Here is a 12558-nt window from a genome sequence, read left to right on the forward strand (position 1 = left end):
GATGCTTGCCCCTATGACCCTGATTAATATCACTCCGGTGGAAACGCTGACCATCAGTATTCTGGTGCTTTACGCCGGCATGTATCTCAATGAAAAAATTACACTGCTGGGCGATAACAATATCCCTCCGGCAGTTACCGGCGGCGTTTTGTTTAGCATCATGACCGCAATCACCTACCAACTCACCGACATCAAACTCAGTTTTGATATGCAGGTACGCGACATTCTGCTGCTGGTTTTTTTCAGCACCATCGGGCTGGCTGCAAAATTCAATGTATTAATGCGCGGCGGAAAAGCGCTGGCACTGCTAGTCGCGGTCGCTTTTGCCTTTCTGGTCTTACAGGATGTGATAGGCATCGCCATAGCGACAGCCTTTGGTCATCACCCCGCTTATGGTCTGATTGCCGGGAGCATTTCCTTCGCCGGCGGCCACGGCACAGCCATCGCCTGGGGCGCAGAAGCCGAAGCAGCAGGATTGAAATCAGCGCGCGAGCTGGGCATTGCCTTTGCCACCTTCGGCTTGGTTGCCGGCGGTATAGTCGGCGGCCCGATTGCCAAGTGGTTGATGAATCGCTACCAAATACAAACGCCCTTCACCACTCCTCCAACAAACACCCAACCTACATCCGCCCAGCAAGCACCAGACCAAACAGCCAACCAAGCAGCCCAAGCCGCCAAACCGCAATCTAGTGCGGGGCAGCTGCGCACTATTCTTGGGGTATTGTTGGTACTCGCGCTCTGCGTTCAAATTGGCCACAGCGTGAATCAATACTTATCGACCAAAGGCTTCCTGCTGCCCGGATTCCTCACTGCCATGCTCGTTGGCATCTTGCTCACCAATGCCGCTGATGCCCTCAAGGTATCGTTGCACCCGGTCACCGTCTCCAAATTTGGCGAAGTGGCCTTGAACATTTTTCTCAGTATCAGCTTGATGAGCATGGAGTTCAGCGCCCTCGCTCACTCCATCGCCCCCGTCACCGTCGCCCTGCTAATCCAGACGCTGGTAATGACGCTGTTCGCCGTCTTTGTGGTGTTCAGAATTATGGGGCGCGATTACGATGCAGTAGTCATCTCCTCCGGTTTTGCCGGCTTAGGGCTGGGCGCAACACCGGTTGCTATCGCCAATATGGATGCGATTACCCTGCGCTACGGGCCATCGCTAAAAGCATTTTTAGTGGTGCCGCTCGTAGGTGCTTTTTTCATCGACCTATTAAACGCAGTCACCATCAAGTTTTTTTTAGGAATAATTCAAGGCTGGGGACACTAATAACCAACCCAAAAAAATTAAACCTCAAATCATATGGCCAGATTGCTCAAAGATAAGAGATACTCGACTCAGTATTTCGGTTTAGGTGAAAGCCGAGTCAGAGGTAAAAGTTGAGTGCTATGAAAAGTTGGTTAGCGTTTTTAACAATGAAAGCAATGAAATTACTCCCGTTTGGATTACTCCGAAATCTGGGAACATTTTTAGGTCATTGCAATTGGCTAATAAGTAGCCGCGCAAAAAAAACCACACTGACTAATCTGAAAATATGCTTTCCCGATTTGAATCCAGCAGAGCAACGCACACTCGCCAAACAAAGCCTGTGCGAGACAGCAAAAGCGTTTATGGAGGCAAGTAAAATTTGGCAATCTGATTGGAATTGGCTCAATTCACAAATTACGGGTGAATCCAATGAAAATCTTTTGACAGAAAAACTCCAAAAAAATCGCGGCCTGATTGTTATCACCCTGCATCTAGGAAATTGGGAGGTGGCAGCTGCATATCTGGCGCAAAAACTTCCACTAACCGCCCTATATCAAACATCTAAATACGCGAAAATAGATAATTTGATTCTACAAGCAAGGCAAGAAAAAAATATGCAGATGGCCCCCAGTAATCCGCATGGAATCAAAAAATTGCTGCAAGCCTTACGCAATAAACAAGCGATCTGCATACTTCCAGATCAGGTGCCGGATCGAAATACCGGGCGAATAATTTCCCCCTTCTTTAATAAACCTGCATGGACCATGAGCCTGATCCACAACCTAATCAAACGAACGGAATGCGAGGTGTGCTACTGCTACGCACTGAGAGCGGAAAAAGGGTTTCACTTATATGTTGCCGACGCCAACCCGGATATTTTCAATGAACAGCTGGAAATTTCAGCGGCGGCAATGAATGCTGATTTGGAAAACATTGTGCGCAAAGCACCAAGCCAGTATCAGTGGGAATACAAACGCTTTCGCCAACTACCGCCGGAACAATGGGTTTCTTACGATAAATAGCATCCCATCCAGATATTCACGAATCGCGCTTTTTCTTCCAGCGCTTGTAATTAGCAGTGAACGGATACAGCAACTGCCCCAACACACTGCGTGGCAACCGCAGGGTAGTACCGTAATCGGCAGGCCAATGCTCTTTGGGAAAATGATAGGTACCAAACAACTTATCAAACAAAATGGTGTGTGCCGAATAATTGGTATCAATCGCTGGTTTTTCTGAACTGTGATGCCAATGATGAAACTGTGGTGTAACAAAAATATATTTCAGCGGACCAAAGGGAATTGACACATTACAGTGAATCAAAATCGCCTGAAGCGCCGCAAAGGCCACATAAATATTTAACGCCTGCTCATCAGCACCGAGCAAATACAACGGAATCATGACCGTAGCGCGCTCGGAAAACACCTGAATAAAATGCCCGCGCGATCCAGCCAGCCAATCCAAATTCTCAATAGAGTGATGCACCGCGTGAATTGGCCAGAGGCTATGTACCTCATGAAAAGCGCGATGCTCCCAATAAAGTACAAAATCGGCGCAGATAATAATCAAGCCCACCTGCACCACAATCGGCAAAGACTGCACTGCAGCCTGCACGTCAGCGCTTAGCGCCCAATTAAAGTGACTGGCATGATAGTTGGCAAAAATCAAAATGGCAGAAATCGCCAAATGATTAAAGCAAAAATAAAATAAATCCACACCCCACTCGGGGCGCATAATTAGTTGGTCTTTATGCATAGGAATTAATTTTTCCAATGCCATAAACACAAATACAGAAGCCAAAAATGCGAGTATTAGCCAATCCACTCCCAGAGATAATTCACGCGCTTCTACCTCCCCAACCGGAATCTGATACCCGCCCAAAGCAAAACCCACCAAGGTAAAGCCAATCCCGAGCAGTGCAGGAATTTTGTAACGCGCGCGATTCAACAGCAGCGCCAACACACCAAACCCCAAGGAGAAATACATGGCGTACTTGAGCAGCAATTGCAATTGCTCAGCATCATACACACGGCGCAATTCAGTGGTAGTGAGATAAGAAGGGTAGAGATAGGCGAACACCGCCAACAGACTTAAGGCGCCCAACACCAAGGAAATAAACGCGCTAATCCGTCCCTCTCCAAAACGAAACTCCTGCGAAACGTCCTTTTCTACTTGACGCTGCTTATATTGATATTGCTCATCCATAGTGCTTTTCCTTACAGTATGTTTGTTATTTTTTATTCATCGCCCGACCACCCCAAGCAGCAAACAACCTTTTAGGTGATTTAAACAGCCCCAGGTTAAGTAAATAGCTCCTAAAAGCAGCTCCATTTATTCGAGGCAATAAAAAACCCGAAGTTCTTGCGAACTTCGGGTTTTTGTATATGGTGCCCAGACCCGGAATCGAACCAGGGACACGAGGATTTTCAATCCACTGCTCTACCGACTGAGCTATCTGGGCGTGTCCTGCTTGTCGCTAGCGTTTTATGCCGTGCTGCAAGAGGCGCACATTAAACCCGCTTGGCCTTATTGAGTCAATACCGGAATGAAAAAAAAGTCCTTTTTTATCAATGGCTAATTTGTGACCAGAGGCATGAAGCCGATATCTTGCCGACACTAAACTGCAACCATTCGCGACAAAGCCAACCCCCAACTATTACCCCAGACTCCGAACGCTTCCGCTATTTATATGCGCAAAAGGCATCTAGCCGGCTCGCCAACATACCACTCCAAAACGACCGCTCTTCGCGCACCACACAAGCACTGCGAAACAATTTGGTGCGTACGCAGGCCCTTAATTGGTCAGGATTTTAATTTCTTGTCCTTTTGGTCAGTTAATTTCCACTCTTTTCATTTTAGGAACAGAACTTGCTGTAAGAAAAATAACTAAAATTTGGTTATCCATTTTTCTGGAGAGGCAAATGCAATCTTTTATTGAAAACATGCCTAAAGCGGAATTACACGTACACCTTGAAGGCACGCTTGAACCCGAATTGAGTTTTGCGCTTGCGCGTAAAAACAATATTGAGCTGGGTTATGAGACTCCAGAGGAATTAATTGCCGCTTATGATTTTTATGATCTGCCATCGTTTTTAACCATTTACTACGGCGCGATGAAAGTCCTACGCGATGAAGCCGATTTTTATCAGCTCACCTGGAATTATTTAGCCAAGGCGTACAGCCAAAATACGATTTACGCGGAATTATTTTTTGACCCGCAAGCACACACCAGTCGCGGTGTTGATTTTGGAGTCGTGATTCGCGGTATTCGCGCCGCACAGATTGATGCAGAAGCAAAGCTTGGAATCAAGAGCCAATTAATTATGTGTTTTCTGCGCGATATGAGCGCTGAATCGGCGATGGAACATTTGGTAATGGCCGAGCCCTACAAAGATTGGTTGATAGGCGTCGGTTTGGATTCCGATGAAAAAAATAACCCGCCGGTTAAGTTTTCTGCGGTTTTTAAAAAAGCGCGCGAGATGGGTTTAAAACTCACCATGCATTGTGATGTCAATCAGCAGAACACCCTGATTCATATCGGCCAATGTCTGGATGAAATTGTGGTTGATCGCATTGATCACGGCGTTAATTCACTTGAAAGCGATGAGCTTTGCGAAGCGATTAAAGCAAAAGGATTAGGGTTAACTGTGTGCCCGGTTTCCAATCGCTTTGTGGTGCAATCGCTGACATCAAATGAAATCCGCACCATGCTCGATAAAGGCATGCTAGCCACTATTAACTCTGACGACCCAGCATATTTCCGTGCTTATCTGAATGAAAATTTAGTTGAGTTGCAACGTGAAGGAAATTTTAGCAGCGAAGAAATAGCCACACTGGTAGGCAATGCATTTCGTGTTGCATGGCTACCGGACAGCGAAAAAGCAGCTTATTTATCAAAATTGAGCAGCTATGTACAAAACGAATCAATTCAATAAATTCTATTGGGAAATTGTTTCCTGAACTTAAGAGTAAGTTATGCAGCTTTTAACCAAAATTTTTAGCGGCTTTGCATTATTGCTGAGCCTATCCAGCCAAAGTCAGGCTGCTGATAAACCTCTATATTATGAAGCGAATGACACCATCGTTATTCTTGGTGCTGTACCACAAGAAATTCCTGTACTCACTGATGCATTAGAGCAACCCGAGAAAAAATCCCTCTGGGGTATCCCTTATTGGCAAGGCAAGTTGCACGGCAAACCGGTTGTTGTTGCAATTACTGGAATTGGCAAAACTTTTACTGGCATGACCACCACATTATTTATTAATGAATTTAAACCGCGACTGGTGTTGATGACCGGCACAGGTGCTCGTATTAACCAGCAGTTGCGCACCGGTGATGTGATTGTTGCAACCCATACCTATGAGCATGATTACGGCAGCTTGACCAAAAACGATATAGTCTATCGCCCAATGAATAGCCCTGACAATGGCAAAGAAGTAGAGAATGAATTTAAACCCACAGCTTCACTCTTGGCGCTCGCAAAACAGGCAATGGACTCTTACGAGCCACAGACAATTACTGCAAACGGCAGCACTTACAAAAATTCAGTGCGTTACGGTGTAGTGTCATCTTCAGATTTATTTGGTGTTACCCAAGCGCGCATAGATTCTCTGCGCAATAAATTCAAAACCGACATCATGGAAATGGAGTCAGCTCCACTTGGTCATGTGTGTGAAGCTCTCGGCGTTCCCTATTTGATTGTGCGTGCTGGTAGCAACGTAGCTCAGGAAGCGCCTAATGATGATTATCTGCGTCTTGGCCCCATAGCTGCGCGTGAAGCGGCGAAGTTCTCATTGCACTTGGTTAAATTTTTGTAGTGATTTTTTGTAAGTGTTGTCCTTGTAGTTGTTCTTGTAGTTCTCCTCCGTAGTAGTGTTTGCCCGCTTTTGCGGGCTTTTTTTACTTCAATTTTCGGAACTGACAATGCCAAATTCGTGCAATTTTAAAAAACTGTTTTACTCCTCTGTACTGACAATGGCCGCAACGGCTTCAATGTATAGCCATGCAGGTAATTATCAGGATGCAGTTAGACAATTGGGCTACAGCGAATTAGCCACCACCTTTAGCCGCAAAAAAGCACTCGCGCTCAGCACCCTTGCCGATGAAGAAAAATTATCACTCCCGGAATTACAGGCAGCTGCTACCTTGACGCTTTTGGGCGCGCCACTTACCGACCCAACAGCACTAAAGAATTTTGTTGCACACTACAACCAGCCAGATCCAGCCTACATTGGCCAGCTCAATGAACCCTCACTTTATCAGCGCATTGAATCTGAATGGAAAACTACTGCCGCCGTTGCGCCTTCTGCATTTGCGCTGGAGTTGCGCCAGCTAATCGGCAAAGGCATAGCCACTGGCTACAATTTGGTTACATCTCCTTGGCCATTATTTGCAGCTGATCGCCATATTGTTTATGGCCACAGCAACATTGATCACGCGCAGCAACTGCTCGCACTTTTGGCGAGCGAAGGATTGCAAGCGCGCGTTGGCTTTTCGCGCAAAACATCCGCATTTTTATATAGAGATGACTGGGGCACACTCAGCCAGTCATTAATCGATTTGGGCAATAATCGCCGCTTGGTAGAAGCGAGCGAATACGATTTGCACTTTGAATTTCCTAGCATCAATGATAAGGAAAAATTCGTCGCAGCGATTAATCGCTACGCCAAAAAAGATAGTGAAAACCAGACCGGATTAATTCTTGGTTCCTGGTGGCAACCCTTTTATCGCAGTAAAACCTCCGCGGATGGCTTTGCCAGCGCCACCCAAATCGCGGTAAGCAATGGCAATGAAACTGCCTATTTACTTGCACTACCCGCGCAAGCACCAGCACTGGTCAAAGCGATACAGGCGATGAATTCCACTTGGACTGTTAACCCCGAAGCGATTTGGGTCAACCTCGCATTTCATCGCTATTTACAGGGCGGATACAAATAATTCGCCCATACATAACTTTGCTTATTTATCTGACCCAATGGTCAATTTTTTGCATGAATTAACGCGAGCACTTTTGTCAGTACACCGAAAGATAGATTCACACTGACAAGAGTTACTGAAATTGTTTATTTGAATGCAATAAATTGAGGTTATGTATGTTGAATTTGATCGGCAGTGCCGCGCTGGTGTTAGCCAGTTTGATGCTTGCACTCAGCGCCAGCGCTGCGATTCCCGTTAAAGTCGTTGTTGTCAGCATGTTTGAAAAAGGTGAAGTCACAGGTGATGAAGCTGGTGAATATCAACTTTGGATTGAACGTTTAAAACTCGACAAGAAATTTTCTTTTCCTCTCGGCGCCTATGACTTGCACATGAATGATGCAGGCGTGCTCGCAATCTGCACCGGCGGCGGAGTTACTAACGCAACCTCATCGATTATGGCGCTGGGCACTGACCCGCGTTTTGATTTATCCAAAGCTTATTGGGTAATTGCCGGTATCGGCGGTGGCGATCCACTCGATGTATCGCTCGGTTCAGGTGTGTGGGCAAAGCATGTTGTCGATGGCGATTTGCTGTATGAAATTGATGGCCGCGAAATTCCCAAAGATTGGAAATACGGATTAATTCCGCTCGGCGCCAAAGAACCCAATCAGGAATCTACCGGTTGGACAGTAGACACTATCGTTTACGATTTAAATCCAACACTGGTTGATTGGGCCTATCAGCTCACCAAAGATTTTCCGCTTGCTGATTCTCCGGCGATGAAAAGTTTCCGCGCGCAATACACTGGTTTTGAACAAGCGCAACGCGCACCGTTTGTCACCATTGGCGATACACTTGGTTCAAGCACATACTGGCACGGCGAATTATTAAATAACTGGGCGAATGACTGGATGCATTTGCATGCAGGAAAAACTAGCAACTTTATGACCACCAATATGGAAGACAACGGCAGCCTGACCGCATTGCATCGATTGGAAAAAGCCAAACTGGTTGATACCAATCGTGTATTAGTGCTGCGCACCGTCAGCAATTATAGTTTTCCTCCACCGGGTAAAACCGCTGCTTGGAGCACAACTGCCCCCTACCCAGACAACGGCCTGCCAGCAATTGAAGCCGCTTTTGGTTTAGGTAATCAGGTAGTGCAAACACTATTAAAAGATTGGAAGACCTACCAAAACACTATTCCTTCAGCGAAATAAATCCTTGGCGCCTCGCCGCTGATAATTGATCAGCGGCGAGGTTAATTTTTATGGTGATAAGCAAAATGAAAAAATATTTTCTGGCTGCTCTAATTTTTATCAGTTCACTCGCACAATCCAAACCGATTATTTTTGACAACGATATGGCCATCGATGACTGGGCCGCGCTCTTGTATTTATTGCATCACCCCAAGGCTGATGTAATTGCTGTCACAGTCGCGGCCAGCGGTGAATCCCACTGCAAGCCAGGCTTAACCAATACCAATGCGTTGATCGATTTATCCGGCAAAACCCAAAAAGCGATTCCGGTTGCCTGTGGGGATGACTATCCACTCGATGGCTATTTTGTTTTCCCCGATGCATGGCGCAAGGATTCAGACACTCTTTCAGGCGTTGCTATTCCCGCAAGCGACCGCCCGGTTAGCGAAAAACACGCAGCAGAAGTCATTCATGAAGCGATTAGCAAATCGAAAGAAAAAGTCACGCTTATTGCCACCGGCCCACTAACTAACATCGCACAATGGTTAGAAAAATATCCACGAGATAAAAGCAAAATTGAACAGCTGGTGATTATGGGCGGCACTGTCGATGCACCGGGTAACATTATTGTTCCGCTGTTTACCAAAGGCCACCCTAACACCACTGCAGAGTGGAATTTTTTTGTTGACCCTGTTGCTGCCGACATGGTGCTCGCCGCAAAACTGCCAATTGTTTTGGTTGGGTTAGATGCGACTAATTCCGTGCGCGTCACGTCGAAAATAGCTGCAGAATTTAAACAAACTGCCAGTACACCATCGGCAAAATTTTGGGATGCGGTATTGGATAAAAATGATTGGTTTATCGCCAGCAACGAATATTATTTTTGGGACACTCTGTCAGTCATTATTGCGATGGACAAAACCCTCTGCCATGGGGATAAACAACAATTGCGCGCACTTTATCAAACGACTTCCAGCCCTTGGCTGCAAACCACTGATAAAAATATGCCGGATAAAATCTGGGATGGCCAAGAGCGTATGCATCTGGATGCAAAAACCGCCGGCACTTTGGTTAAGGATAAATCCTATCCTGCCATTACCGTTTGTCGCGCAACCGAACCGGAAAAAATCTTTAACACCTTCCGCGAAACACTTAATCAATAACAGCACCTGCTTACATAAAACTGTCACAAACCAGAGGTCACAGCTGCATGCCTCTGGTGTGGTTTATAGACGGATTATTTATTAGCCGGAGCGCTCCTCATGGCGTATCATTCAACGTAAAAACCGCCTCTGGAGCCAGACAATGAGCACCCGACTGGAAGATGATCCCAGTGTTTACAAAACCTTGTTGGAATCCACCAAAGCTATTCCGTGGAAAATTGATTGGAGCACCCTGACCTTTGCCTACATTGGTCCACAGATTGAAGAATTGCTCGGCTGGGAGCCAAGCAGCTGGGTCGGTGTGCAAGATTGGGCGGCGCGTATGCACGAAGAGGATCGCGACCGCGTAGTGAATTTTTGTGTGAGCCAATCCCAAGCGGGCGTTGACCACGAGGCGGACTATCGCGCGCTCACCAAAGATGGCCGCTTTGTATGGATTCGCGATGTGGTGCATGTGGTGCGCAAACCCGATGGCGAAGTGGATTCATTAATCGGGTTTATGTTCGACATTACCGAGCGCAAGCAAACCGAACAGAAATTGGTAGAGCTGCAAAAAGAATTGGAGCAGTTGTCATTCAAAGATGGCCTCACCGGTTTGGCGAATCGCCGCAAGTTTGATTTGTCGATGGAAATTGAATGGCGCAATGCCAAACGCACCGGTCAGCCGCTGTCGTTAATCATGGTGGACATCGATTATTTCAAACAGTACAACGATCACTACGGTCACTTGCAGGGCGATGATTGTTTGAAAGCAGTGAGTAAGGCGCTGAATGAATGCGCCTTGCGCGCGCGGGATTTTGTGGCGCGCTTTGGCGGTGAGGAATTTGTATTGGTATTGCCGGAGACTAGCGCAGAAGCCGTGGCGGTAGTTGCCGAGCACTGCCGTGAAGCGATTGCGAAACTGCAAATCCACCACGCTAAATCCAGCATCGGCCCGCACCTGAGCATCAGCCTTGGCGTGGGCACTATTGTGCCTACGCCTAATGATCAACAGTTAGATTTCATCAACAAGGTTGATCGCCGTTTGTATTTAGCGAAACAAAAAGGCCGCGATTGTATAGTCTCGGAATGTAATATCGCGGAGTGTTAACAACACAATTACTTTTCTTCATTAAATTGTCCGGTACCAGTGACACGCGCAATGGTATCGGCAATTTCACTGCCCTTGCCCTGCAAAATTTCTTGCGGGGTTAAGCCACAAAGTTCATGCGGAAATACCAACCAACGGTCGGTAGCATGCACATAAAAATCAGGTTTGATATCGGTTTGGTTGCGCGAAGGTTTATACCAAGGCGTAGCAACTTTGATGGAGTTGGGCGCATTGCGGCGCGACTTGCGTCTGATCTCATCGATTACCGCTTTAATTGAACGACCAGAGTCGAACACGTCATCAACAATTAATAACTCCTGATCGGCATCGACATTTTTTACGATGTAATCCAGGCCGTGTACACGAATATCTTTGCTCTGTTTATCAATACCGTAATAAGACGAGGTACGGATAGCGATGTGGTCGGTCGCCACCCCTACATATTCCAAATATTCTTGCACTGCGATTCCCACGGGCGAACCGCCGCGCCAAACGCCGACAATAAAATGCGGGCGATATCCGCGCTGAAAAATTTGTTCGGCCAATTTAAAAGAGTCCAATAATAATTCGTTGGCGGTGATGTACAGCTTATCCATGATAAACCCTCAAAATTAAAATTTTATTGTGCCCATTTTTCCAGTGTGCGGCTGAGTGACTCAATCGCGAGTGCAACATCGGCCTCAGTCACTGATTCATCGGGGTGATGACTTACACCGCCTTTGCAGCGCACAAAATACATTGCAACGTCGCAGATATCGGCCAGTGCCATTGCATCGTGACCGGCGCCACTCATTAATTTATAAGGTGAAAGATTCATATCGCAGAGCACGCTGGCTTGCATATCCTGAATCCAGTCAGCACAAAGCACCGCAGGCGCATTGTGAATTTCTTGCCAATTGGCGCTGAGTTTTCTGCTTTCGCAAATCATATCCAGTTCGTGTTGAATTTTTGCAAATGCTTGATCGCGCAGTTGATCGTCGCCCGAACGAATATCCAGCGTAAAACTGGCGTTGCCGGGAATGACATTCACTGCACCCGGGCCGCAGAAAATTTTTCCGACGGTTGCGACAACATTAAATTCTTTGGCGATAGTTTCGATTTGTACAATGCCTAATGCGGCGGCGACTAGCGCATCTTTGCGCATTGCCATTGGCACTGTTCCTGCGTGGCCAGCGTAGCCGGTAATGTCGATGCTAAAGCGGCGCGCGCCAGCGATGGAGGTTACGATTCCCAGTGCGAGATTTTCATCTTCCAGTACTGGGCCTTGCTCAATATGCACTTCGAGGTAGGCGAGAATGTCATCTGCTTTTCGCGCTGCTTCGTGTATTTTTTCGGGCTGCAAATCAAAATCGATAAAGGCTTGTTGCAAACTGATGCCTGCACGATCCTGTAATTTCCACCAATCGGGATTCCAGGTTCCGGCGACGGCGCGGCTGCCTAATAATGTGCTGCCGAAACGTGTGCCTTCTTCATCGCCAAAGCCGATGACATCAATTGCAAAGGGTAAGCGTGTGTTGTTGTCGTTAAGAATTTTTACGGCGGCGATGGCGACTAATACGCCGAGGATTCCGTCGAAGGCGCCAGCGTTGGGTATGGTGTCGAGGTGCGAGGCAAGCAGTAATGTTTTTGCGCAGGGATTTTCTGCTTCATAGCGGCCACATAAATTGCCCGCGGCATCAACCCATGTGTCCATGCCTGCGTCTTGCATCCAAAGCGCCACTTGTTCATTGCAGCGTTTGTGCTCTGGCGTTAAATAAAAACGGCTGATGTTTTCTGGATTCGAGCTGATAGCGGCGAGTTGATCGCACCAGTTCATAACGGTTTTCGCGAGCGCGTTGAAGCTGGTTTCGTTCAAGACGGTTTCATTCAAGATAGTTTCGTTCAAGATAATTTCCGCTAGAGTAAGTGGCGTTTCGGTGCTGAAAACAATTCCGAGACTCGCC

General features: G+C 46.9%; 11 protein-coding genes and 1 tRNA gene. 8 read left to right on the forward strand and 4 right to left on the reverse strand.

The genetic code is table 11. The features are described from left to right. Positions 1–13 precede the first annotated feature (13 nt). Together gltS and SPL68_RS00405 are read left to right on the forward strand one after the other, a co-directional pair. Entirely contained in the window at positions 14–1267 is a 1254-nt protein-coding gene (gene gltS / locus SPL68_RS00400) for a sodium/glutamate symporter (RefSeq protein WP_323813082.1), read from the forward strand. A 119-nt stretch (positions 1268–1386) separates the two neighbouring features. Continuing rightward, positions 1387–2268: a lysophospholipid acyltransferase family protein gene (locus SPL68_RS00405; protein WP_323813083.1), complete on the forward strand. Its 882-nt coding sequence runs from the start codon at positions 1387–1389 to the stop codon at positions 2266–2268. Positions 2269–2284: 16 nt separating this feature from the next. On the opposite strand, the gene SPL68_RS00410 is transcribed toward SPL68_RS00405, so the two are convergent. Both SPL68_RS00410 and SPL68_RS00415 read right to left on the reverse strand, forming a co-directional pair. Continuing rightward, positions 2285–3451 (reverse strand): sterol desaturase family protein, encoded by a 1167-nt coding sequence (locus SPL68_RS00410; RefSeq protein ID WP_323813084.1) that lies wholly within the window; start codon positions 3449–3451, stop codon positions 2285–2287. 180 nt (positions 3452–3631) lie between these two features. Next, positions 3632–3707: transfer RNA gene (locus SPL68_RS00415), tRNA-Phe, on the reverse strand. A 460-nt stretch (positions 3708–4167) separates the two neighbouring features. Here SPL68_RS00415 and add point away from each other — a divergent pair. The 6 genes from add (at position 4168) to SPL68_RS00445 (ending at position 10615) form a co-directional block, all read left to right on the forward strand. After that, positions 4168–5181 (forward strand): adenosine deaminase, encoded by a 1014-nt coding sequence (gene add, locus SPL68_RS00420; RefSeq protein ID WP_323813085.1) that lies wholly within the window; start codon positions 4168–4170, stop codon positions 5179–5181. A gap of 40 nt (positions 5182–5221) precedes the next feature. After that, the gene (gene mtnN / locus SPL68_RS00425; protein ID WP_323813086.1) at positions 5222–6064 is read left to right on the forward strand and encodes a 5'-methylthioadenosine/S-adenosylhomocysteine nucleosidase; all 843 of its coding nucleotides are present in this window, start codon (positions 5222–5224) and stop codon (positions 6062–6064) included. A gap of 106 nt (positions 6065–6170) precedes the next feature. Continuing rightward, positions 6171–7184, forward strand: a complete 1014-nt coding sequence (locus SPL68_RS00430) for a hypothetical protein (RefSeq protein WP_323813087.1) — start codon at positions 6171–6173, stop codon at positions 7182–7184. A gap of 155 nt (positions 7185–7339) precedes the next feature. Next, on the forward strand, positions 7340–8383 hold the full coding sequence (locus tag SPL68_RS00435) for a purine nucleoside permease (protein ID WP_323813088.1): 1044 nt from the start codon (positions 7340–7342) through the stop codon (positions 8381–8383). Between the two features lie 65 nt (positions 8384–8448). Continuing rightward, positions 8449–9525 (forward strand): nucleoside hydrolase, encoded by a 1077-nt coding sequence (locus SPL68_RS00440; protein ID WP_323813089.1) that lies wholly within the window; start codon positions 8449–8451, stop codon positions 9523–9525. Positions 9526–9667: 142 nt separating this feature from the next. Then, entirely contained in the window at positions 9668–10615 is a 948-nt protein-coding gene (locus tag SPL68_RS00445; RefSeq protein WP_323813090.1) for a GGDEF domain-containing protein, read from the forward strand. A gap of 8 nt (positions 10616–10623) precedes the next feature. Here the strand turns inward: SPL68_RS00445 and SPL68_RS00450 are convergent, their stop codons facing one another. Further along, positions 10624–11211 carry a phosphoribosyltransferase gene (locus SPL68_RS00450; protein ID WP_323813091.1) on the reverse strand — a complete coding sequence of 196 codons (588 nt, stop codon included), beginning with the start codon at positions 11209–11211 and terminating at the stop codon, positions 10624–10626. 23 nt (positions 11212–11234) lie between these two features. Next, positions 11235–12500: an allantoate amidohydrolase gene (locus tag SPL68_RS00455; protein WP_323813092.1), complete on the reverse strand. Its 1266-nt coding sequence runs from the start codon at positions 12498–12500 to the stop codon at positions 11235–11237. Between the last annotated feature and the right edge of the window lie 58 nt (positions 12501–12558).

Source organism: Cellvibrio chitinivorans, assembly GCF_035117775.1.
GTDB classification, from domain to species: Bacteria; Pseudomonadota; Gammaproteobacteria; order Pseudomonadales; family Cellvibrionaceae; genus Cellvibrio; species Cellvibrio chitinivorans.